The organism is Cohaesibacter celericrescens, from assembly GCF_002866925.1.
Classification (GTDB): Bacteria; Pseudomonadota; Alphaproteobacteria; order Rhizobiales; family Cohaesibacteraceae; genus Cohaesibacter; species Cohaesibacter celericrescens.
Map to the genome: position 1 here is coordinate 182,487 of NZ_PKUQ01000031.1, position 23,366 is coordinate 205,852.

A 23,366-nucleotide genomic window follows, 5' to 3' on the forward strand; every position below is an offset into this window, starting at 1 on the left:
GCCCTTCTCGGGCAGTCCTATTTATCACGATCCATCCGCATGGGAATGCCCGCCTTGACCATATGGGCCTTGGCTTCATGAATGGAAAATTCACCAAAATGGAAAATGGAGGCTGCCAGCACTGCTGTTGCGTGGCCATCGCGCACGCCTTCCACCAAATGGTCGAGCGTACCAACTCCACCTGACGCAATCACCGGAACGGAGACCATATCGGCAATTTTGCGGGTGAGGTCGATATCGAACCCAATTTTGGTACCGTCACGATCCATCGATGTCAGCAGGATTTCTCCGGCACCAAGATCAACCACTTCTTGCGCATAGTCTATCGCATCAATGCCGGTGGGTGTGCGCCCGCCATGGGTGAAAATTTCCCATTTGAGCGGTTCGCCGTGTTTGGATACCCGTTTTGCATCAACCGAAGCGACGATGCATTGGGCACCAAATTTTTCAGCGGCTTCCTTGATAAATTCACGGCGCAACACAGCCGCGGTGTTGATAGAAACTTTATCAGCCCCGGCTTTGAGCAAATCACGGATATTGTCTGTGGTGCGGATGCCGCCACCGACGGTGACCGGCATAAAGCATTCTTCTGCGGTGCGGCGTACCACATCAAAAATGGTGTCGCGATTCTCGTGGCTGGCAGTGATATCAAGAAAGCAAAGTTCATCTGCCCCGGCGGCATCATAGGCTTTGGCGCTTTCCACCGGATCACCGGCGTCTTTCAGGTCAACAAAATTGACACCCTTGACCACACGGCCATCTTTCACGTCAAGGCAAGGGATAACGCGGGCTTTTAGCATTTACACATTCCCTGCTTTGCCAGATTTTGACGCAGCGATCAGCGCCAGCGCTTCCGCCGGATCAAGGCGTCCGTCATAAAGCGCGCGACCTGTGATCGCCCCTTCAAGGATGGAACAATCTGGCTCAACCAAGCGTTTTACATCATCAATCGATGCCAAACCACCAGATGCGATGACCGGAATAGACACGGCGTTGGCAAGTTCCAGCGTCGCCGTGATATTAAGACCAGTCAGGATGCCATCGCGGTCGATATCGGTATAGATAATTGCAGCAACACCTGCATCTTCAAACTGACGGGCCATATCAATAACGGTCAATTCAGATGTTTCGGCCCAGCCTTCAACGGCAACCTTGCCGCCTTTGGCATCAATACCAACAGCCACGCGGCCAGGGAAGCGTTTGCAAGCTTCTTTTACCAATGCTGGGTCGCGCACAGCGACGGTGCCCAGAATGACACGGGAAATGCCTTTTTCCAACCAATGCTCAATGCCTGCCAGATCGCGGATGCCGCCACCCAGCTGCACCGGATTGGTGGTATTTTTTAAAATGCTCTCAACGGCAGTGCTGTTTTCTGATTTGCCAGCGAACGCGCCGTTCAGATCGACCACATGCAGCCATTCAAAACCCTGATCCTGAAAACGGCGGGCCTGATCACCGGGGTCGGTGTTAAACACCGTGGCTTGGTCCATATCGCCCAGTTTGAGGCGCACACAGTGACCATCTTTGAGGTCGATTGCAGGAAAGATGATCATTAGGGCCTCCAATTGAGGAAGTTGGAAATGAGCGCAAGGCCCAGCTTCTGGCTTTTTTCAGGGTGAAATTGCGTTCCGACAATATTGTCACGCCCGACCATGGCCGTCACCGTCTGGGCATAGTCACATGTTGCAAGAATATGCGCGGGATCTGTCGGTTCCAGATGATAGGAATGCACAAAATAGGCGTGAAGACCGTCAGGCCCTGTCGGAATGCCCGCCCACAGCGGGTGTTCACCCACCTGATTGACGGTGTTCCAGCCCATATGGGGGATTTTCAAGGAAGGATCGCTGGGCTGCATGGCAACCACGTCGCCAGAGATCCAGTCCAAGCCTTGGGTCACACCATGCTCAAGGCCGCGGCTGGCCAACAATTGCAGACCAACACAAATGCCCAAGAAGGGTTTGCCCTCTTTGATCACCGCCTCAGTAAGGGCGTCTGTCATACCATCGACGGCATCCAGTCCGGCGCGACAATCGGCAAAGGCTCCCACACCGGGCAGTACAATATGCCCAGCCTTGCGCACATCATCTGGATGACAGGTGACCAGCACCTCCGCATCCAGTTCGCTTTCACGCGCAGCGCGTTCGAAAGCCTTGGCTGCAGAGCAAAGGTTGCCCGAGCCATAATCAATGATCGCAATGCGCATTTGGTCTTTCTCCTACGACTGGCCGGGAGCGGGGAAAAGCCCAATAATCGGGCCTTTTGGCGCGCTTTCACGCAGTCGGTCTTTTGTATTGATCGGGCTGTTACCAGTGCTTGGTGTGGAAACCATGGATTTGGATTTTGGAACGGCATCACCAGCCGTCACTTTGGCTTGCACATATCGCCGTTCACAATGGTCACGATCTTCTGCAAACAGACTGGCCACTTCGATATACCCTTTGCGCTTTAGAGACCAGCCGATCAGATTGGGGGCTTCAAGACAAAGCCAAAGACTGACAAGCAAAGTCATCAACATGCCCGACCAAACTGGAAGAATCGATTCCAGCGCAAAAAGGGGTATAAGCAAGAGGACGTAAATCAGCAACACCCACCAAAGTCGTTTGACGAGCATCCAGACAAGCGGCAAAAAGAAAGCCAACATTGAATAGTGGTTCTTTACCAGTATCGCACTGTCGATTGCTTCTTCGAGTGGCAAGTCCGGTTTTTCATAAATGGTATAGGAAGGCATCGCCCCGCCTCATCAATTTGCTTGTCCGAAAACTGGTTCATCCAGATGGGAAATGCAAAGTTTATCCGTTCAGAGTTCCCTTGGTCGACGGTACGCGGTCGGCTTGACGTGGATCCAGTTCCACCGCCTGCCGAAGAGCGCGAGCAACCGCCTTAAAACAACTCTCGGCAATGTGGTGGTTATTGGTACCATAAAGATTGGCTATATGCAGCGTAATGCCTGCGTTGATCGCAAACGCATTGAAAAATTCTTCAAACAACTCGGTGTCAAAGTCACCGACTTTGTCGCGGGTAAAGGTGACGTCCCAGACAAAGAAGGGACGGCCTGACACATCCACAGCAGCGCGGGTCATGGTCTCATCCATGGGAAGATGTACATCGGCATACCGCCCAATGCCCTTTTTGTCGCCCAACGCCTGTTTAAAGGCTTGGCCCAGAGCAATCCCCACATCTTCTGCGGTGTGGTGGCAATCAATATGCAGATCACCGTCGGCCTTGATGTCCATATCGATGAGCGAATGGCGAGACAGTTGATCAATCATATGGTCCAGAAACCCGATGCCAGTCGCAATATTGTAAGCGCCCGTGCCATCTAGATCGATGGAAAGCGAAATATGTGTCTCATTGGTTTTGCGACTGATTGTGGCTGTGCGCATGACTGCGTTCCTTGGCTTGGACTTAACTCAGATCGGCGCTGTATCGCTTCTCGGCATGGGCGAAACAGCAAAAAGTCTTGGTTTTGAGCAGTTCACAGTCAAATGGTCCTCACCGGAATGGCAGGGTTTGGTAGACCGTTCTCTCGTTATGATCTTATGTATCAGGGCCATCTGGACAAATCCATAGGGTTAGGCACCCAAAGTGGACGGGAAAAGCCTGTATCATTGTGATTTTTGATGTCTTTGTTGACGGAACACAAACAAATGCCGCGATACCTCCTATTATAACGGATACCCCGTGCCGTTTTGAAGCGCCCACACGACGATTGAAAATCAGGCATTGATGATTACATTGGGTTCAACCTCTCGATCAACCGTCCTTATGGCGGTGATCTTTTTGGCTCGCACGGAGCGAGCGACAGAATGGAACATGTTTGAGAATGACAAATCAACAAAGCTTTCCCGGTTGGCGCGGAACAACCATTGTCACCGTTCGTAAAGGCAATAAGGTCGTTATTGCAGGCGACGGTCAGGTTAGCCTTGGGCAAACCGTGATCAAGGGCAATGCCCGCAAGGTGCGCCCCTTAGGCAAAGGCAACGTGATAGCCGGTTTTGCCGGCGCGACGGCCGATGCCTTCACTTTGTTTGAGCGGCTGGAAGCCAAACTTGAGCAATATCCCGAACAGCTCACCCGTGCATGTGTCGACATGGCCAAAGACTGGCGTACAGACCGCTATTTGCGCAAGCTGGAAGCCATGATGATCGTGGCCGACAAGGACGTGTCTCTGGTCTTAACTGGCACTGGCGATGTACTGGAGCCAGAATATGGCGTCACCGCCATCGGGTCGGGGGGTAATTATGCCCTCGCAGCTGCACGCGCGTTGATGGATACCGATATGGATGCCGAAGCAATTGCACGAAAAGCAATGGGCATTGCTGCCGAGATTTGCGTCTATACCAATGACCATCTAACCGTGGAAGTGATTGATGATCAATCATGAATTGCTACATCAAGCCAGCGAACGCGGTCTGATTGATAAAGCCCAGATCGCGCCTTTGCTGGCCTTCCTGACCGGTGATGAGTCTGAACAGGCTCCGCATGCAGACCCCGAAGAGATGCATTTTGCGCGTGGGTTCCACGACATATTCATTTCCATCGGACTTGTTATCCTTTTTGCCGGTTACTTTTTTAGCGCCTCTTTGATCACCGACGATTCTCCTCTGCACTGGTTTGGAGTTTGCGCTGGTGCCATGACGGTCAGTTGGCTTCTGGCCGAATGGCTTTCGAAAAAACTGAGGCTTTCCTTACCGTCTATTCTGCTAACAGGTGCTTTTGTCACCTTTAGTACATTGGCAGCGGTCGGGTTGGTGACCTTTATCTTGGGCAGCACAAACCCCATCTGGGATTTGTCCAGTTCATATGATCATCCAGATATTACGTGGTTACAGATCACACCGTTTGTTTTTGGGCTTGTTGCAGGGTGGGGCTTTTACAAGCGTTTCAGCGTTCCTATTACGCCCGCTTTTCTGTCGCTTGTTGGCATCGGTCTGTTTTTGTATAGCATCGCTGTGATTGACACCGATTTGTTGGCCAATTATCTCAATCTGTGGCTAATGGCCATCGGAGTGGGTTGTCTTGTACTCGCCCTTTGGTTTGATATGCAAGATCCGCTGCGGCGAACCGTCAACAGCGACACTGCTTTCTGGCTGCATTTGGTTGCAGCTTCGTTGATTGTACATTCCATTCTCTCCCTCTTTGTCGCTCAAAACCAAAGCACGGTAGCTGCAATTGCCACAATCGTGACGATTTTGGTGATTGGTCTGTTTGCGCTTGTGATCGACCGTCGTGCTCTGTTGGCATCTGCCATAGGCTATCTAGGATTTGCCATTGCGGCTTTGTTGGATCAGATCGATTTGGGTGACAAAGTCGGGTTATCCGTCACTCTTTTGGTGCTTGGCATTTTTGTTTTGATGCTGGGGTCGGGCTGGTCTTCCCTACGCGGATTGATCCTGCGCCCCTTTGCTAAGCGTGCCATTATGCGCCTGTTACCGCCAATTTCTCCGAAAGGATACTCCAAATGACCAATTTTTCACCTCGTGAGATCGTTTCCGAGCTTGATCGTTTTATTGTTGGCCAAAAAGATGCCAAACGTGCGGTTGCCATTGCGCTGCGCAACCGTTGGCGGCGGCAACAGCTAGATGACGACCTCAGGGAAGAAGTCCTGCCGAAAAATATTTTGATGATCGGCCCCACGGGCGTCGGCAAGACCGAAATCTCTCGTCGCCTTGCCAAACTTGCCAATGCGCCCTTCATTAAAATCGAGGCAACCAAATTCACCGAAGTGGGGTATGTTGGGCGTGATGTTGAGCAGATCGTCCGTGATCTGATCGAAACAGGCATTGCACTCACCCGTGAGACCCGTCGTAAAGATGTGCGCACCAAAGCACATGCCGCCGCCGAAGAACGGGTCCTTGATGCGCTCGTCGGTCCCGGAGCAGGTTCTGCAACGCGCGAAAGCTTTCGCAAAAAACTGCGGGGCGGGTTGCTGGACGACAAGGAAATCGAAGTCGAAGTGGCCGACAACACATCCCCTATGTCGAATTTTGAAGTGCCTGGTATGCCAGGCGGATCGATGGGTGTGATGAACCTATCCGATATGTTTGGCAAGGCCTTTGGTGGCCGCACCAAACAGCGCAAAATCCAGGTTAAAGACTCCTATGCTCTTCTTATCGATGAAGAATCAGACAAGCTTTTGGATGAAGATAAAATCATTTCGGAAGCGATATCATTGGTTGAGAATAACGGAATTGTCTTCCTTGATGAAATCGACAAAATTTGTGCCAGCGAAGGGCGGGGCGGGGCAGATGTCTCACGCGAGGGCGTACAGCGCGACTTGCTGCCGTTGATCGAGGGCACCACGGTGACCACAAAATATGGCCCAATCAAAACCGACCATATTTTGTTTATAGCTTCTGGTGCTTTTCATGTGGCCAAGCCGTCTGACCTGTTGCCTGAACTACAGGGTCGTTTGCCTATTCGTGTGGAGTTGCGCGCTCTGACGCGGGAAGATTTCCGTGCCATCCTGAAAGAAACCGAAGCCAATCTGCCCAAACAATATTCGGCCTTGCTGGCGACTGAAGAGGTGACCCTAACCTTCACTGACGATGCCATCGACACCATCGCGGATATCGCCGTAGAGCTAAACAGCTCGGTAGAAAATATCGGCGCGCGTCGTTTACAGACGGTGATGGAAAAAATTCTTGAAGACATTTCCTTTGATGCTCCAGACAAACCCGGAGCGGCCATTGAAATTACCGGTGATTTTGTCAATGAACATGTCGGTGAACTGGCCAAGAATATCGATCTAAGCCGCTATATCCTGTAAAATCAGGTTTGATCCCGAAGGTCTGGGCTTCCCAGACCTTTGTCCCGAGACGAAGCCGCGCGCAATTGCAGAATTAACGCTTCGAGACTATCGACCGACAGTTGATCAATACGATCAGCCAACAGGTTGGCCAACTCTGTTGCGTGCGGGTCTAGCCCTGCGGTCCTAATGGTAGGGTTAGGGTCGGAAATTTCAGCCAGCCGTTGCAGTTCTTCTGCTTCATCCCAAATGACATTAAAATAGGCGATGATGCGCTGAATCAGAAACCAGGTTGGCTTGCCGCGCTTGCCATGTTCAAGGGCTGAGAGATAGGCGCTGGAGACATCAAGGCGTTCGGCCATTTCCTTTAGAGAGATTTTGCGTTGCAGACGCATCCGCCGCAGTTTCGCACCAAAAGGTGTCATGGCTCCATTCCTATGGGTCGGGCCTCTGATCGGCCTTAAGATCTGGACATCTATTTTAATTTGTTACGACTTCTCAAACGGATATGCAAGGCACCACCACCACCCAACGTTGGGTGTGCTTCTTCAAAACCTACAATAATCGAGCGAATTTCAGGCTCTGACAACCACTTGGGCACGACCCGCCGCAAGATGCCCTTTTCTGGCCCGATGGTGTAGGTCTCGGTCTCACCACGACTGCCTTTACCGGTGATTACCAACACATGTTTGCAGCCATTGGTATGGCAACTGCGCAAAAAACCAAACAAAGCCCCATGGGCTTCCCTTTGTGTCATACCGTGCAGGTCAAGACGGGCATCAATAAACCCACGCCCTTGTACGATGCGTTTTTTCTCTTTGCGATCAAGGCTGTTCAATGGTGGTGCCTTGCCCGATTTTGGCCGATCATTGCCGGCAATGCCTGCTTGTCGCAGTGCCTCCAGCTCTGCACCGCTAGCCCGTCGTCGCTGAACCGGATGTTGCGGATCGGGCTGGTTGTCTGGATTTGTTTTTTTAGGCTGATCAAAGCCTTCAATCAACGCTTTCAGTTCGGCAGATTTGCCTTCCATTGGCGACACAGTACGGGCCACCAATTGCCATAATTTGGCATCCTTGCGACTGATAAGCGGTTTTTTAGCCACGGTTAGGACCCTTCCGCATTCTCAGTGCGTTTGATAGGCATCAGGCAAAAGAAGGCCGTCTGTTGTTGAAGTCTGCCTGCAAGCTGTCCAGCTTGGGCGCCTGTGCCGACAAACAAATCACCACGAGCCGCGCCTGTGATAGCAGAACCGGTGTCATGGGCAAAGACTAGTTGATTGAACGGGGTCTGCTCATTTTCGCCCGATGGCAGATTGGTCTGCAGCCAAAAGGGCAAACCGAATGTATGGCGATGGCGATCAACTGCCATGCTGCGCATCGCAACAAGCGGTATGCCAGCCGCCGCAACGGGGCCCTGATCGGGGTCTTGCACCAGCTTGTTGCCGTCAGATTGCACTTGCTTGAAGAAAATATAGGAAGGATTCTCGGCCAACAACTTGGAGCCGGCGTCGCCCAGTGCTTTGATATAAGCCATCAAGCCATCCATTGTGATGGTATCAGCGGAGAAAATACCTTTTTTAATCAGTATCTTGCCAAGAGACTGATAGGGGTGACCAGACTTACCATCAAAAGCGACACGCAGGATTGTTTCATCTTCCAGTACAATCCTCGCAGACCCCTGAATATGAATGATATAGACATCCAGAGGATCTTTCAGCCATACCAACTCAAGACCCAAACCATCAAGGCCACCAGCCATTATTTCACTACGGCTTAGGTGAAAAGCAAGGCCTTGCTCGGTTTCGCGAGCAAAACTGGTCTCTTTGGTGAAGCCTGCTGCCAGCGCTTGTTTGCTTGAAATAGGAATCAGATCGCCAGGGCGTTTGTACAGCGGGTGACAAAAGTCTGCATCCGGCGTGCGGCGACCTTCAAATTGCGGTTGGTAATAGCCCGTTAAAAGCCCATGCTGTTGCAATTGATAAGGTTGAAAGTTGTCTTCAAAAAAGCAGCGCGCTTGCTGTGCATTTAGGTCTTGTGAGCAATCGAACGCCTTTTGCGCGATCAAGAGTAAGTCTTGAGCTCGAGCGCTCTTCTCACGAGAGGTCGGAGGACTTTGTAACAAATAGGATGAGGAATGACGAAAGGCGGCAAATGCCGCCTTATGGTCTTCTTCATCCCAACCTTCAAGCTCTGTAAAGCCCGTTTTTATAAGACCCGCCATTCGGTTGAGCCACTCCTATGGATGAGTCACGCGACTCCTTGCTGTGCTGCTTTACCAAAAAGCAGCACAGGATGTAACAATCGCTTGGATGCCGACAAAGGCTTTATTGCGCCGATTCGGTGCCAATCAATTTCCAATTTGGATTGCGGCTGTTGACATCGCGGCTGAATGTCCAGATGTCAGTCACCTCTTCAACGGCATTCGGATCACCCTCAATGACATGCCCAATCTCGTCTTTTGTGCAAGACGTGATAGACGATACAAAGCGCACTGTGATCTGTGCGTCGCCACCGGCGACTTCCGCTTCGATAATGGAGGATTTATTGATACCGATGAAGGTGAAGTCAACACGCAATTTTTGTGCTTCACGTTCATCCAATGCAGCGGTAAAGCCAGCAAAGACGTCCGCAGCCAACAGCTTTTTCAGCGTTTTTCTGTCGCCGTGAGCATAAGCCGTGACAATCATTTCATAGGCGGCACGCGCACCAGAAACAAACTCTTTGGGGTCAAAGCTTTTATCGACGGCCATCAGCTGGCTCAAAACGGCATTGAGGGATGATCCTTCTGGCGCGATTTTTTCAAGCTGTTTGCTTTTTGCTTCGGCTTCCATTGCTTCAGACTCGGCCCGACCGGGAAGAGAAATAACATTGTCCCCTATGTCGTCAGCCCCAGGAGCATGACCCTCGTGGCCCTTATCCTTATCTGCATAGGGATCATAAGGCTCCTGTTCGTTGCCTGTTCTGGTTCCCAACACATCGCGCAAGCGCATGAAAAGAACGACTGCGATAACAAGGAAAATAATCGTAGTGACATCGAAATCGAACATGTATTTTGCCTAGGTCCGTTTGTTTTTTGCAGAAAAGGCCTGCAAGTTTCATATTTCTTTCTATATGTAGGGGAGGGTTGGTCGCAAATCCAGAAATGAAGCCGTCAGACCCCTAAAAAAAACAGGCTTTTGAGGAGAATCCGTAAAAACCATGCGAAAATCGCTCTTCCCCTTTGTTCCATTCTTGTTATTGATCGTTCCAATTCTCGAAATTGGCGTCTTTATTATCCTTGGCGGACAAATTGGGGTCATCAATACGCTTCTCGGTATCGTGCTGACGGCCTTCATTGGAACCATACTTTTGCGCCAACAGGGTTTTGCTTTGCTTGGACAAGCGCAAAATCAAATGAATAACGGCAATATTCCCGGTCGTGAACTGGCCCATGGTGTCATGCTGTTGGCGGCTGGGCTTCTTTTGCTCACCCCGGGTTTTGTAACCGATACATTTGGTTTTCTTCTTTTGGTGCCAGCCATACGAAGCGGGATTTTTTCCTTCTTCAAAAGCCGCATGACACTGACAGGCATGCACAGCCAAGCAACCGGGTTTTCCTCCGATCCATTCGGCGGGACAAAAGGCACTTATTACGAAAGCTACACCTACTCAACAGACAATGCCAAAGGGGCGGGGGCACGATACCCTAATCAGCCTGTGGATCCATCGATCATTGATCTTGATGAAGAAGATTTCAATGAAGTAGCAGATCGTGATGCCATTGAAGCGCGCCCCGCGAGCGAAAATGACAAAAAATCTCCTTGGGGGAAACCCTAAGCCAGATTCGGTTCCAGATAGGCCCGTGCGGTTTTGGTTGCATAAACGTGGGCAAACCCGCCCAAATACCGATGCTATTGATGTGGCCTCCTTGTTTCAAACGGCCTGTCATGCTAGGCGCATATTAGCCATGGGTTTCTTTTAGAGATCCCCAAGTGTTTTAAACTCAAGATATCAGGAAATAGTTTTATGAGCGACGCACAAGAAAATGGCGCAGCCGAAGGTCAAGAGCCACAAGTCCCTGGCCTGCGTATTCTGGCGCAATATATCAAGGATCTGTCATTCGAGAATCCAAACGCTCCAGATTCCCTGCGTCCTCGCGAGAATGCTCCGGAAATCAATGTACAGATCAATGTCAACGCTGCTCCTCTGTCCGAGAATGAGTTCGAAGCTGAATTGACGCTGAACGCAACTGCAATGGACGGAGAAAACACTCTGTTCAACGTCGAGCTGCTCTATGCAGGCATCTTCTCCATTTCAAACGTACCGCAGGAACAGCTGCATCCGTTTGTTATGATCGAATGCCCACGGATGCTGTTCCCGTTCGCTCGTCAGATCATTTCCGATGCGACGATGCGAGGTGGATTCCCTCCACTGAATGTCGATCCAATCGATTTTGCACAGCTCTATCGTCAACGTATGATGGAACTGGCAGCCCAAGAGCAAGCCAATCAGACCCAACAGTAAAATGTTGTGAAAGAAACTATTTAAAAAGCCGGCTGAAATCAGTCGGCTTTTTATTTGCCTAAAGGAAGCACGCGGTCAATATATCGTGAAAAATGGACGTTTCACGTGAATCCATACAGCCTCTATCTTGGTGATAGAGATGGTTACGACGCTTTTAGGTGTTCGCCTTCTGATTTTCCAAAAGACAAGCTATTCGTTTAAATCTGATGCTTCTCTGGGCAGATAGCGCGACCACAAGCTCTCACCTTTGATTTCCTTTAAGAAAGTCAAATGCGCCTCAATATTATCTTGGGATAGACGGGAGGGTAGGGGTGTTGGTCGCTGTTTTGCAGCGGCCCGCTGGCGTTTTCCGCCATCAGATCCATCCTGGCTAGATCCATCCTCTTCTTCCCCTGCAAGAAGCAGACTAGTTTGCCTACCGCCGATCAGTTCAAGATAAACATCTGCGAGAATTTCACTATCAAGAAGCGCACCGTGCAAGGTGCGTTTGCCATTGTCGATATTAAAACGGTTGCAAAGCGCATCGAGGCTGTTGGGCCCCGCCGGAAATTTCAAACGGGCCATCGCCAAGGTATCAATGACATATTGATCATCGATTTTGCCAAATCCAGCCTTCTCCAACTCCCAATTGAGGAATTTCACATCAAAGGATGCATTGTGCGCGATTATCGGCGTGTCCTTGATGAACTCTTGAAAACTTTGCGCAATTTCAGAAAATTTCGGTTTGTCTGACAGAAATTCTTCTGAAAGGCCGTGCACTTTGAAAGCCCCTTCGGGCATATCACGCTCAGGATTGATATAGACGTGGAAAGTCTCACCGCTGGGCAAGTGATTAATCAGCTCGACACAGCCAATTTCCACCACTCTATCGCCCGAAAATGGGTCAAACCCGGTGGTTTCTGTATCGAAGGTAATCTCTCGCAGCGCCATTGAAATTCTCTTTTTGAAATGGGATCAAATCAGTTTGGTAAGTATGGTCTATCAGGCGTCCGCTGCCAATCGGCTTTTGATGGTGGCCAGGATGCTGTCCACCTGTGCTTGTGCCGCTTCCAAGCCTTGGCCAGTGTCGACAATAAAATCTGCGCGGTGGCGTTTCTCTGCATCAGGCATTTGCCTTGCTTTGATCGCTGCAAATTTGTCTTCGGTCATACCATCACGCGCCAAAACCCGCTGTCTTTGAATATCTTCAGGGGCCGATACGACGACAATAACATCAACCCGATCTTCTGCACCTGTCTCAAACAACAACGGAATGTCCAGCACCACGATTTGTGAGCCGTCCAATTTTGCCATTTCGAAAAATTCTTTTTCTTCTTCACGCACCAAGGGATGAATGATGGCCTCAAGCCGCTTCATAGCCTCCGGTTTGCCAATCACATGCTTAGACAAAGCCGCACGATCAACGCCTTGAGGGCTAGTTGTTCCGGGAAAGGCCTCTTCAATCAACGGTGCAGCGCGCTCTGAATAAAGCCGATGCACGGTAGCGTCGGCATCGTGAAGGGGACAACCTCGTGCGACAAACATTTGGCCGGTGGTTGTTTTGCCCATGCCTATTGAGCCAGTGAGACCAATCTTGATCATCTCAAATTCCTATGTGGTGCTCAGCACCAATTGGCGCAATGCATCGGTTACCGCAGGACGAACGCCGAACCAATGCTCAAAGCCCGGTACGGCTTGATGTAACAACATGCCCAATCCATCAACGGTCACGTTGCCACGTGCTTTTGCGTCTCGCAGCAAGTTCGTTTCTAGCGGTGTATAGACAATGTCTGTGACCAACGCAGAACTTGGTAGGGCATCAAGAGACAGATCCAGCGGCGGTTGACCTACCATGCCAAGAGAAGAGGTATTGACCAAAAGGGAACATTCGGCCAGCAATTCCGATCTATCTTGCCAGTCCCCGACCACCATTGAACTGCCAATCCCGAGCTCTCTTAATGTTTCAACGAGAGATTCAGCCCGCTCTTTGGTTCGATTCACTAGCGTAATGGTTTTGAATCCTCGCTCTATCAAGCCATTGATGATTGGGCGAGACGCTCCGCCCGCGCCCAAAACAAGCGCTTTTCCATCAGAGGATTGATCCCAATTGGGCTGATGTTGATCAAGATTGGACAAAAATCCGTAGCCGTCCGTGGTATCCGCATGCAATTTTCCACCCTCAAACCAGACCGTATTGGCGGCCCGCAAACGCTTGGCGTTGGTGTGAACCACATCAACAAAGGACAGTATGGCTTCTTTGTGCGGGATTGTGACATTGCCGCCAACGAAGCCATTGTCCTTAAGGCTTCCGACGAAGCGTTCCAAATTACATGGTTCTACCGCGATTTTTTCATAACTGCCAGAAAGGCCATTTTGCTTGAGCCAATGGGTATGGATGGTCGGTGATTTGGAATGGGCAATTGGCCAGCCAATGACAAAGGCTTTTGGTAAGACTGCAGTGTTGGCATGCGTGCTTTGTGACATGGTTTGTTAGAACTCCAATCCCTGTTGATCCCTAAAGTAACCCAACAACGGCAATAGTGGCAGACCGAGGATGGTAAAATAATCACCGTCTATCTTTTCAAACAATTGCACACCTAGACCCTCCAATTGATAACACCCGACAGAGGAGCGCACAGGTTCACCCACACGGGCCATATAACGCCCTATTTCCTGGGGGCTTAATGGACGCATGGTTAGGGTGGCTGTCGATATATATCTCCACAAGGTTTGCCCATCTTTTACACAGGCGACCGCCGAATGCAGCTGATGGCTTTCGCCCGCCAGATCAAGCAGTTGGGCGCGTGCGGCAGCGTCGTCTTGCGGTTTGTTAAACCGTTGTGCGCCAAAGCCAAGCGTTTGGTCTGCACCTATAACCAGATGGCCGGGATAGCGGTTCGAAACTTCCACGGCTTTGACTTCAGCCAATAGCTCTGCAATGTCTTGAGGGCTGCCACCCGCTTTAACAAGGGGTTGTTCGGCGGCACGCTCATCAATCTCTGCGGCAACACAATCAAAAGATAGCCCGGCGTTACGCAACAGGCTCGAACGGGCCTGACTTTTGGAAGCAAGAATCAGTGGATCCATAAAATTTGTCCATCGGGTTGGGGTTTTGATATTTGTTTAGAACAAGTGGCAAAGAAAACAAACTGTTCGCCATCTCTCCCTGATTTCACCGTCTATTTTGCACCATTTCCGCCAGATATCGACAATGCTGTTGATAGCTTTTGAGTATTTCAGCGGAAGTTTCTTCAATTGATTTGCGCGTTACATCCAATATCGGCCATTGGTTTCGCTGGCAGATCCGTCTTGTATAAGCGATTTCTTCGTTGATAACGCTGCGATTGAGATAATCGCTTTCCTGACTGTTGGCGGGTAGCCCCAAAATACGATGGTGCCTGATTTGTAGAATGTGCCGGGAACTGGCAATCAAACAGATGATGAATGGCTTTTTGAGTGCAAATAAGGCTTTTGGCAGAGCAATATCTGGAACGATGGGAATGTTTGCCACCCGCAACCCGCGCTGCGCCAAATAGACAGACGTGGGTGTTTTTGACGTACGGGAGATGCCTAGAATGACGACATCGGCCTCGCCAATAGAATGGGGAGACAGACCATCGTCATGCAGCATGGTGAAGTTCATGGCCTCAATGCGCTGAAAATAGCTGGCATCGAGGCTGTGTTGTGCTCCGATTTGGCCTGTTTGTGAAGAGCCCAGATAAGACTGAAACAGATCAAATATTGGGCTGAGTACATTATAAACCGGAATATGCAGCTGCTGACAGGCAGTTTCCAACTTCTGAGCATGATCGCTATTGACCAAGGTATAAAGAACTATGCCGGGTTCTAGCTCTATTTTCTCGAGTATATCACTGAGCTGTTGATCATTTCGAACCATGGAATGTATATGCTCAACAACCCGTGCATGGGAATATTGCGCCGATGCAGCCCGCCCGACTGCACGCAACGTATCTCCCGTTGCGTCAGAAATCATATGCAAATGGAAAAATTGGTCGCGCATTTCTGTCCCCTTGTTGGTCAAACCGTCTGGCGCGGGCCCGTCAGTCTCTTATCGTGACGTGAATCTATAACTCTGGCGCTCGGATGATTCGTCCCCAAGGCCTGTGGGCAACATGGGACAAAAATCCTTTTTTGGTACAGATAAGGTTTTCATCCTCCTTACCCTCAGTTTCATCCCCAAGCTCGATTGAGCAGTCTTGGTTTTGTTAACAGTCTATTAACGAAGGTTAACAAACAATTAATGCACAAACTATTCAAAATCAGTTACGAAACTGTTCCTCGTAATTTAAGACATTGGCCACAGGCAAGCATGCTGGATTCCTTGCACAAACTGACTTGTCCCCGTAATCCCAAAATCGCCTTTGCCTGCGAGGCGAAACCAAAAATAAGGTTTTCCACGCTGACTGTGGGCGACGTGTGGGTGAAAAAGAACCCCCACAATCCACGGTCTAAAAGAATAAACAAAATCTTAATCTAAGAAATTATTATAGGAAATTCGGGACGATCGTGGTCATATGGGATCACACAAAAAGGAAGACCAAACAGTGACCAATCGACGCCTTCTCAATGTACTCAACGGCCAAACTGAAAATATTCCACCAATATGGTTGATGCGACAAGCTGGTAGATTTCTGCCAGAATATCGAGCAACCAGAGCGGATGCAGGAAGCTTCCTAGATCTGTGTTACAATCCCGAACTGGCTACCGAAGTGACAATGCAGCCTATTCGGCGATTCGGATTTGACGCTTCAATTCTCTTTTCAGATATTTTGGTTGTACCAGATGCACTTGGGCGTTCAGTAAGGTTTGTTCAAGGGGAAGGACCTCAGCTTGATCCGATAACCCCACAAGAAATTGCTGATCTTGATCCTTCAAAGGTTCTAACCGAGCTTTCCCCTGTTTATGAAGCTGTGCAACGCATTCGAGCGACACTGCCCGATGAAACCACCTTCCTTGGTTTTTGTGGCGCTCCCTGGACTGTTGCCACCTACATGATTGCGGGCCATGGCACACCAGATCAAGCACCGGCTCGTTTGTTCGCGAGACGAGAACCAGAAGCTTTTAAACAATTGATTGATGTTTTGGTTGATGCTTCCATTCTTTATTTGATCAAGCAATTGCAATGTGGCGCTGACGCAGTTCAGATTTTTGATAGTTGGGCTGGCGTACTGGACGACAAATTGTTTCTCACCGCATCGCAGGACCCAATCGCCCGGATCGTTAAAGGTGTACGGGCACAAGTACCGGATGCTAAAATCATAGGTTTTCCGAAAGGAGCTGGCCAACGTTTGCTAGGCTTTGTCGAAGCAACCGGCGTCAATGCGATTGGACTTGATTGGACCGTACCTTTGGATTGGGCGCGAGACACGCTCCAAGGCAAAGTGGCTTTGCAGGGCAATCTCGATCCGACGCTCTTGATCACTGGTGGTTCTGATTTGGATGAATCGATTGATCGAATCATGGAAGCTTGGAGCGCCGGCCCGTTTATTTTCAATCTTGGTCATGGCATCACCCCACAAGGGGATATCAATCTGGTGCATAGGCTGGTTGAACGGGTGCGGTCATACTCAAACCGATAGTGAGGTGCAAAAGATCAGACAACTTGTGTGTCTGATCTTTTTATCCATTGGAGGATCACAATGGAATTTCTGCAATTTCTCGATTATTCTTGGACCAAAGCACTGCATATTATCGCCATTATTACTTGGATGGCTGGTATTTTCTATCTGCCGAGGTTGTTTGTTTATCACGCGATGACAGAGACGGGGACCGATAAATCGGAAACCTTTAAGATCATGGAACGTCGTCTACTGAAAGGGATTATGAATCCATCGATGATTGCCGCATGGATTTTTGGCCTTTGGTTGGCTTTTCCGCATGAAATCTGGTCCATGGATGCAATCTGGCTTAATATCAAGTTTGGCTTGGTTATCCTGTTGTCGATCTACCATATGGTTTGTGCTCGTCATGTAAGAATTTTTGCTGCTGATGCGAATCAGAAATCTCACGTGTATTTCCGGTATTTCAACGAAGTCCCTACTCTGTTGATGCTTGGAATTGTCATTCTGGCTGTGGTTAAACCTTTTTGACTGTCTGTTTTGGCTTATAAAGATTATCCATTGGTCTTGAAAACCCGCTTTCTCTTTTAGGTGAGCGGGTTTTTTATATGATAGGGCTTGCTCATACCTTTCCAAGCAGCTATGTTCCGCCAAATCGTTTCTTCAACGATCAGCCTCGAATAATCTGCCTCACTTTACCTTTCGAGTCTTCGCAAAGCAGACAATAAAAAACAGTGCTTTGTCTTTTCCAAATTTTCCCCTGGTTGCTTACAGTTAAGAGAGTTTCGCTATGCGCGAAATGAAACTACAAGAACTTAAACAAAAATCACCCACTGAGCTTTTAAATTTTGCCGAAGAGCTCGAGGTCGAAAATGCTAGCACGCTGCGAAAGCAGGAGCTTCTTTTTGCGATTCTCAAAAATTTGGCTGAACAAGAAACAGATATCATCGGACAAGGTGTTGTCGAGGTGTTGCAGGACGGATTTGCTTTCCTACGCTCGCCTGATGCTAATTACCTGCCCGGCCCAGATGACATCTATGTTTCTCCCTCACAAATTCGACGGTTTTCGTTGCGTACCGGTGATACGGTAGAGGGACATATTCGCAGTCCAAAAGAGGGCGAACGCTATTTTGCCCTTCTTAAAGTCAACACGGTCAATTTTGAAGACCCTGACAAAGCGCGTCATAAGGTTCATTTTGACAACCTGACACCGTTGCATCCTGATGAACGGTTCTTGCTGGCATCTTCTGATCCAACTAGTAAGGATCTGTCGAGCCGTGTGATTGATCTGGTTGCTCCACTTGGTAAAGGGCAGCGCGCACTTATCGTAGCGCCACCGCGCACCGGTAAAACTGTCTTGCTTCAGAATATTGCCAAATCCATCACGGCCAATCATCCAGACAGTTGCCTTATTGTATTGCTCATAGACGAGCGCCCCGAAGAGGTGACGGATATGAAACGTACGGTGAATGGTGAAGTTGTCTCATCTACCTTTGATGAACCCGCTTCTCGCCATGTGCAGGTCGCTGAGATGGTAATTGAAAAAGCCAAGCGTTTGGTTGAGCATGGGCGTGACGTCGTCATATTGCTTGATTCCATCACACGTTTGGGTCGCGCCTACAACACGGTTATTCCTTCTTCTGGTAAGGTTCTGACTGGTGGTGTGGATGCCAATGCCCTGCAACGTCCAAAACGTTTCTTTGGTGCTGCACGTAATATTGAAGAAGGTGGCTCTCTGACCATCATTGCTACTGCTTTGATTGATACCGGCAGTCGCATGGATGAAGTTATCTTTGAAGAATTTAAAGGTACAGGCAACGCCGAGATCGTTCTGGATCGTAAGGTCTCTGATAAGCGTATCTTCCCTGCGATGGATATTTTGAAATCCGGTACGCGTAAGGAAGAGCTTATGGTCGAGCGTAAAGAACTACAGAAAATCTTTGTTCTGCGCCGGATCCTAAGTGGCATGAGCAATGTCGATGCAATCGACTTCTTACTCGATAAGCTTCGCTCTACCAAGGATAACAAAGAATTCTTTGATAATATGAATACCTGATGCAAAGCTTGCTCTATCAATAGGGCTTGCCGAACCGCACAGGAAAGCTTAAAAAGCCGTCTGATGATCGTCAGGCGGCTTTTTGTGTTTGGCGAGCGTTACAGAGATCAAACGTTTGGCTTTGGAATAGTCCTTCGGGGATTGTATTTGGCTCTGCGTTCGATTCGGTTCTGAAATAATCAGCATTTTCTCAACTTGGACTGTTCTGGCGACTTTTAGGTCGTTTGATTTATTACGCCAGTTTGGTGGTTCAAGTTGATATGAAAAGCTCCAGATGAAGTAGCTGTCTTTGTTGGCTGCTGGGATTGAAGCGATGAGTCGCGATACAATTTTTGCCCTTTCCAGTGGTGCTGTGCCAGCTGGTGTTGCCGTGATCCGGTTGTCGGGACCGAAGGCCGCCGATGTTATGAATCAGATTATTGATTCGGAGCCGAAACCGCGAATGGCGGCGCTTCGTTATGTTACCAACCCCAAAAATGGTGATGTTATTGATCAGGCTTTGGTTCTTTATTTCCCGGGGAGTAAATCCTTTACGGGCGAAGAGTCTGTTGAATTTCATCTGCATGGTGGCCGCGCCGTGGTCAAGGCCATGATTGACTTGCTTGGGTCCTTTGATGGTTGTCGGATGGCTGAGGCGGGAGAGTTTTCGCGTCGGGGATTTGAAAATGGCAAATTCGATTTGACCGCTGTTGAGGGATTGGCCGACCTCATTCATGCAGAAACCGAGAATCAGCGCAAACAGGCTATGCGCCAGGCCAGTGGGGCACATAAAAGTGTCATTGATGGCTGGCGGGAAATTTTGCTTTATGCCCGTAGTATGATTGAAGCCGAGCTGGATTTTTCTGACGAAGAGGATGTTCCCGGCGCCGTTTCAGATGTGATTTGGCCAAAACTGCAAAAGCTTAAGCAGGAAATGGAGCATCATTTGTCATATGCAGATCGTGGGGAACGTCTTCGGAACGGTTTGACAGTGGTTCTGGCTGGCCATCCCAATGCGGGTAAATCTTCGTTGCTAAACTGGTTTGCCAAACGTGACGTGGCCATTGTCACGGAAGAAGCAGGGACTACGCGAGACCTGCTCGAACTGCATCTGGATATTGAGGGCTTTCCGGTGACGGTGATTGATACCGCAGGCTTGCGTGACTCAAGCAATATTGTAGAGCAGGAGGGTATTCGTCGTGCGTTGGAAAAAAGTGAGAATGCCGATCTGTTGATCGAGGTAGTGGATGGTAGTGCCCCGAATGAACGTGTCGCTTTGGCGAGTCGGGCACAGAGGCTTGTTTTGTTTAACAAGCAAGATCGAATCGGCTCAGAAATGATCAATAGTGGGTCAAATAAAAATGCAGAGGAAAAGGTGTTTTCTGTCTCTCTTCATACCGGATTCGGGATGGATGGCTTTTACGATTCGTTTGTGAAACAAATTGAAGAATTGTTCTCTGGTGCCGAAGATGTGTTAATAACAAGAAAACGACATGAGGCATATTTTCGGCAGTGTGTGGATAATGTGGATAAATCTCTTATCTATACGGATTCTCCACTAGAAATTCGTTCAGAATATTTACGCATGGCTGGGGATGAGCTGGGGAAAATTACTGGACGGATTGATGTAGAAGATATGTTGGGTGTGATTTTTTCACAGTTCTGTGTGGGTAAATAGTGGATCGTTTCACGTGAAACATCACTTTTGAAATTGATGATTGACAATGTTTCACGTGAATCTTTGATTCGAGAATTTTGTCAGTCAATTGTCTTGTTTCACGTGAATCTAAGATAGCAAAATTATCTAATTAAAGCTGGAGCTGTTTCACGTGAATCCTGTATAAGGATGATCTACATATAGCGTCAGAAGTTAAATAAACTCTGAAGGAATAAATATGCCGCATATAAATTGCATTCGGCTATATGACGTGGTGTGTAATGTCTTTTATAAGTGGTGGTATTATTGATGGGAAAACTGAATGACCCAGTTTGATGTAATCGTCGTGGGTGGTGGACATGCAGGGACCGAAGCTGCTGCTGCTGCTGCGCGTACTGGTGCTTCGGTTGCTTTGGTGACACATAGTCGCCAGACAATCGGTGTGATGTCTTGTAATCCGGCGATTGGTGGTCTTGGAAAAGGGCATTTGGTACGAGAGATTGATGCTCTTGGTGGGCTTATGGGTCTGGCTGCCGATAAAGGTGGTATTCAATTCCGTCTGTTGAATCGCCGTAAGGGGCCAGCTGTGCAGGGGCCACGGGCTCAAGCTGATCGAAAGCTCTATCGTAGTGCTGTTCAATCTTTATTATTTGATACCCCAAATTTGACCGTAATCGAAGAAGAAGTATCAGATATGTCCATTGTTGATGGGCGTGTATGTGGAGTTTCTCTATCTGATGGTCGTGATGTTCGTTGTGGTGCCGTTGTTCTTACAACAGGGACCTTTTTGCGCGGCCTAATTCATATGGGTGAGCGGAGTTATTCTGCTGGTCGTATGGGTGATCCTGCGGCTAATGATTTGTCTCTGCGTTTGATGGCTGAAAATTTTCGTTTGGGTCGCTTAAAGACGGGGACGCCAGCGCGGTTGAATGGACGTACTATCGACTATTCTGATTTGGCAAGACAACCTGGTGATGCTGATCCTGTTGCTTTTTCTTATTTGACAACAGCGATTACGACTCCGCAAATCGACTGTCATATCACGCGGACGATTGATAAAACTCATAAAATTATTCGCGATAATATCCATAAATCAGCAATGTATTCCGGAAAAATTGAAGGGACAGGCCCGCGCTATTGTCCTTCGATTGAAGATAAAATTTCTCGTTTTGGTGATCGTGATGGTCATCAGATTTTTCTTGAGCCGGAAGGTTTGGATGTTGATACTGTTTATCCAAATGGTATTTCCACTTCGTTGCCTGAGGATGTGCAAGATGCCTATATTCGATCTATTCCAGGTTTGGAAAATGTGGAGATCGAGCAATATGGGTATGCCATCGAATATGACTATATCGATCCAACCGAACTGAAGGCGACGCTTGAGACCAAAAGAGTTGTCGGTTTGTATTTGGCAGGTCAAATTAATGGCACGACTGGTTATGAAGAAGCTGGTGCTCAAGGGTTGATGGCGGGGTTGAATGCTGCACGACAATGTGGTGATCAGGAAGGGGTTATACTCACTCGATCGGATGCTTACATTGGTGTGATGATTGACGATTTGGTGACCAAAGGTGTTGTCGAACCTTATCGTATGTTTACCTCGCGGGCTGAATATCGCTTGTCATTGCGGGCTGATAATGCAGATCAGCGGCTGACAGAGAAGGCTGATAGTTGGAGATTGATTGGTGATGAACGCCGGCAGGTCTATTCTCGTAAAAAACAAGAACTTGATGCTATTACGGCCTTGGCAAAAGAAAAATCACTGACGCCTAACGAGGCCGAGCGTTATGATTTGCGAATTAATAAGGATGGTCAGCGGCGTTCGGTCTATGATTTTTTGGCCTACCCGGACCTTGATCTTGAGAGATTGACTAAGATTTGGCCAGAATTTGGTGGTTTTTCCCAGCCGATACGACGTCAGCTTGAAATTGAAGCGGTGTATCAGGTGTATATGGAGAGACAGACTAGCGATATTGAAACCTTCAATAAGGACGAGGGCTTGGCAATCCCGCAGGCTCTTAACTTTGAAGAAATTAATGGGCTATCCAACGAGTTGAAACAAAAGCTCTCTCACATTCGTCCACAAACATTGGGGCAGGCGTCTCGAATTGATGGTATGACGCCTACCGCTTTGACATTGGTGCTCGCGTACAGCAAGCGAGTCTCTTAGAATAGGGTTGGGCGGTAAATATGTCTGTTGGTAATAAGGAACGGGGAATCGAGTTGATTTCCTCTCTGATTCCGGTTTCACGTGAATCACTTCAAAAGCTAGAATTGTATGAAGCGTTGGTTCGTAAATGGCAACCAGCGCAAAATCTCGTTGCGCCCAAGACCCTTGATAATATTTGGGTGCGGCATATTGCTGATAGTGTGCAGATATTTGCGAGCTATCCCCAGGCGAGACATTGGATTGATCTGGGGTCTGGAGCAGGTTTTCCTGGTTTGGTGACAGCGATATTGCTGGATGATCTGGGTGAAGATTATTCAGTTCATATGGTGGAAAGTAATGGTCGCAAAGCCACTTTTTTGCGAACAGTTGCACGTGAACTTGAGTTAAATGCTAAGATACATAACGATCGAATCGAAACCGTTTTATCTAGTTGGGACGGTCCTGTTGATGCATTCAGTGCCCGTGCTCTGACCTCATTTTCTAATCTGTGTTATTTTGTCCAACCGTTTATCTCAAAAAGTTGCGTGGGTGTTTTCCACAAAGGGCGCGACTTTGATCGAGAATTGGCAGAGGCCAGTGTCAGCTGGAACATAGATCTGATACAAAAACCAAGCAGGACAGATCCGGATGCGCGGATTGTCCTTCTGCGCGCGCTATCATCCAAAGACGCACAGTGAAACAAACGCAAAGTGAGGC

Annotated in this window: 25 protein-coding genes; 11 read left to right on the forward strand and 14 right to left on the reverse strand. The window is 48.8% G+C overall.

What is annotated here, in order from left to right; all coding sequences use genetic code 11:
* Positions 1-17: 17 nt before the first annotated feature.
* The 5 genes from hisF to hisB form a co-directional block, all read right to left on the reverse strand.
* Positions 18-800 carry an imidazole glycerol phosphate synthase subunit HisF gene (gene hisF / locus C0081_RS15140; RefSeq protein WP_101534671.1) on the reverse strand — a complete coding sequence of 261 codons (783 nt, stop codon included), beginning with the start codon at positions 798-800 and terminating at the stop codon, positions 18-20.
* The gene (gene hisA, locus C0081_RS15145; RefSeq protein ID WP_101534672.1) at positions 801-1,553 is read right to left on the reverse strand and encodes a 1-(5-phosphoribosyl)-5-[(5-phosphoribosylamino)methylideneamino]imidazole-4-carboxamide isomerase; all 753 of its coding nucleotides are present in this window, start codon (positions 1,551-1,553) and stop codon (positions 801-803) included.
* Positions 1,553-2,203 (reverse strand): imidazole glycerol phosphate synthase subunit HisH, encoded by a 651-nt coding sequence (gene hisH, locus C0081_RS15150; RefSeq protein ID WP_101534673.1) that lies wholly within the window; start codon positions 2,201-2,203, stop codon positions 1,553-1,555. Before hisH ends, hisA begins: the two co-directional genes overlap by 1 nt.
* 12 nt (positions 2,204-2,215) lie before the next feature.
* Complete coding sequence (locus tag C0081_RS15155; protein ID WP_101534674.1) at positions 2,216-2,728, reverse strand: DUF2628 domain-containing protein; 513 nt, start codon at positions 2,726-2,728, stop codon at positions 2,216-2,218.
* A gap of 61 nt (positions 2,729-2,789) precedes the next feature.
* Positions 2,790-3,383 carry an imidazoleglycerol-phosphate dehydratase HisB gene (gene hisB, locus C0081_RS15160; protein ID WP_101534675.1) on the reverse strand — a complete coding sequence of 198 codons (594 nt, stop codon included), beginning with the start codon at positions 3,381-3,383 and terminating at the stop codon, positions 2,790-2,792.
* Positions 3,384-3,823: 440 nt separating this feature from the next.
* Between hisB and hslV the strand changes: the two genes are divergently transcribed.
* Genes hslV through hslU form a run of 3 tightly spaced genes read left to right on the forward strand, consistent with a single transcriptional unit; the run spans position 3,824 to position 6,769 of the window.
* The gene (hslV, locus tag C0081_RS15170; protein ID WP_101534677.1) at positions 3,824-4,384 is read left to right on the forward strand and encodes an ATP-dependent protease subunit HslV; all 561 of its coding nucleotides are present in this window, start codon (positions 3,824-3,826) and stop codon (positions 4,382-4,384) included.
* Complete coding sequence (locus C0081_RS15175; protein WP_101534678.1) at positions 4,371-5,465, forward strand: hypothetical protein; 1,095 nt, start codon at positions 4,371-4,373, stop codon at positions 5,463-5,465. Before hslV ends, C0081_RS15175 begins: the two co-directional genes overlap by 14 nt.
* Entirely contained in the window at positions 5,462-6,769 is a 1,308-nt protein-coding gene (gene hslU, locus C0081_RS15180) for an ATP-dependent protease ATPase subunit HslU (protein WP_101534679.1), read from the forward strand. The genes C0081_RS15175 and hslU overlap by 4 nt, the downstream gene beginning before the upstream one ends.
* Positions 6,770-6,771: 2 nt before the next feature.
* On the opposite strand, the gene C0081_RS15185 is transcribed toward hslU, so the two are convergent.
* The 4 genes from C0081_RS15185 to C0081_RS15200 all read right to left on the reverse strand — a co-directional run bounded on the left by C0081_RS15185 (position 6,772) and on the right by C0081_RS15200 (position 9,794).
* Positions 6,772-7,173 (reverse strand): helix-turn-helix domain-containing protein, encoded by a 402-nt coding sequence (locus tag C0081_RS15185; RefSeq protein ID WP_101534680.1) that lies wholly within the window; start codon positions 7,171-7,173, stop codon positions 6,772-6,774.
* Between the two features lie 50 nt (positions 7,174-7,223).
* Complete coding sequence (locus tag C0081_RS15190; RefSeq protein WP_245417965.1) at positions 7,224-7,850, reverse strand: Smr/MutS family protein; 627 nt, start codon at positions 7,848-7,850, stop codon at positions 7,224-7,226.
* 2 nt (positions 7,851-7,852) lie between these two features.
* Positions 7,853-8,968, reverse strand: a complete 1,116-nt coding sequence (mltA, locus tag C0081_RS15195) for a murein transglycosylase A (RefSeq protein WP_101534681.1) — start codon at positions 8,966-8,968, stop codon at positions 7,853-7,855.
* Between the two features lie 103 nt (positions 8,969-9,071).
* Positions 9,072-9,794, reverse strand: a complete 723-nt coding sequence (locus C0081_RS15200; protein WP_101534682.1) for a Tim44/TimA family putative adaptor protein — start codon at positions 9,792-9,794, stop codon at positions 9,072-9,074.
* Between the two features lie 151 nt (positions 9,795-9,945).
* On the opposite strand from C0081_RS15200, the gene C0081_RS15205 reads away from it, so the two are divergent.
* A complete protein-coding gene (locus C0081_RS15205; RefSeq protein ID WP_101534683.1) occupies positions 9,946-10,563 on the forward strand; it encodes an FxsA family protein in 618 nt (205 codons plus the stop codon).
* Positions 10,564-10,752: 189 nt separating this feature from the next.
* Entirely contained in the window at positions 10,753-11,250 is a 498-nt protein-coding gene (gene secB / locus C0081_RS15210) for a protein-export chaperone SecB (RefSeq protein ID WP_101534684.1), read from the forward strand.
* Positions 11,251-11,439: 189 nt separating this feature from the next.
* Here the strand turns inward: secB and dnaQ are convergent, their stop codons facing one another.
* The 5 genes from dnaQ to C0081_RS15235 all read right to left on the reverse strand — a co-directional run bounded on the left by dnaQ (position 11,440) and on the right by C0081_RS15235 (position 15,250).
* Positions 11,440-12,180, reverse strand: coding sequence for a DNA polymerase III subunit epsilon (gene dnaQ / locus C0081_RS15215; RefSeq protein ID WP_342587675.1), 741 nt, complete (start codon positions 12,178-12,180; stop codon positions 11,440-11,442).
* A gap of 51 nt (positions 12,181-12,231) precedes the next feature.
* Positions 12,232-12,831, reverse strand: coding sequence for a dephospho-CoA kinase (coaE, locus tag C0081_RS15220; RefSeq protein WP_101534685.1), 600 nt, complete (start codon positions 12,829-12,831; stop codon positions 12,232-12,234).
* A gap of 9 nt (positions 12,832-12,840) precedes the next feature.
* Complete coding sequence (locus C0081_RS15225) at positions 12,841-13,713, reverse strand: shikimate dehydrogenase (RefSeq protein WP_101534686.1); 873 nt, start codon at positions 13,711-13,713, stop codon at positions 12,841-12,843.
* Positions 13,714-13,719: 6 nt separating this feature from the next.
* A complete protein-coding gene (locus tag C0081_RS15230) occupies positions 13,720-14,316 on the reverse strand; it encodes a Maf family protein (RefSeq protein ID WP_101534687.1) in 597 nt (198 codons plus the stop codon).
* Between the two features lie 85 nt (positions 14,317-14,401).
* Positions 14,402-15,250: a pyruvate, water dikinase regulatory protein gene (locus C0081_RS15235; protein WP_101534688.1), complete on the reverse strand. Its 849-nt coding sequence runs from the start codon at positions 15,248-15,250 to the stop codon at positions 14,402-14,404.
* A gap of 544 nt (positions 15,251-15,794) precedes the next feature.
* Between C0081_RS15235 and hemE the strand changes: the two genes are divergently transcribed.
* From hemE to rsmG, 6 genes are all read left to right on the forward strand, one after another.
* Positions 15,795-16,829 carry a uroporphyrinogen decarboxylase gene (gene hemE / locus C0081_RS15240; protein ID WP_101534922.1) on the forward strand — a complete coding sequence of 345 codons (1,035 nt, stop codon included), beginning with the start codon at positions 15,795-15,797 and terminating at the stop codon, positions 16,827-16,829.
* A gap of 60 nt (positions 16,830-16,889) precedes the next feature.
* Positions 16,890-17,339: a protoporphyrinogen oxidase HemJ gene (gene hemJ / locus C0081_RS15245; protein WP_101534689.1), complete on the forward strand. Its 450-nt coding sequence runs from the start codon at positions 16,890-16,892 to the stop codon at positions 17,337-17,339.
* 259 nt (positions 17,340-17,598) lie between these two features.
* Entirely contained in the window at positions 17,599-18,864 is a 1,266-nt protein-coding gene (gene rho / locus C0081_RS15250) for a transcription termination factor Rho (protein ID WP_101534690.1), read from the forward strand.
* A gap of 313 nt (positions 18,865-19,177) precedes the next feature.
* The gene (gene mnmE, locus C0081_RS15255) at positions 19,178-20,521 is read left to right on the forward strand and encodes a tRNA uridine-5-carboxymethylaminomethyl(34) synthesis GTPase MnmE (protein WP_101534923.1); all 1,344 of its coding nucleotides are present in this window, start codon (positions 19,178-19,180) and stop codon (positions 20,519-20,521) included.
* Between the two features lie 301 nt (positions 20,522-20,822).
* Entirely contained in the window at positions 20,823-22,670 is a 1,848-nt protein-coding gene (gene mnmG / locus C0081_RS15260) for a tRNA uridine-5-carboxymethylaminomethyl(34) synthesis enzyme MnmG (RefSeq protein WP_101534691.1), read from the forward strand.
* Positions 22,671-22,690: 20 nt separating this feature from the next.
* On the forward strand, positions 22,691-23,347 hold the full coding sequence (rsmG, locus tag C0081_RS15265) for a 16S rRNA (guanine(527)-N(7))-methyltransferase RsmG (RefSeq protein ID WP_101534692.1): 657 nt from the start codon (positions 22,691-22,693) through the stop codon (positions 23,345-23,347).
* Positions 23,348-23,366: the final 19 nt, after the last annotated feature.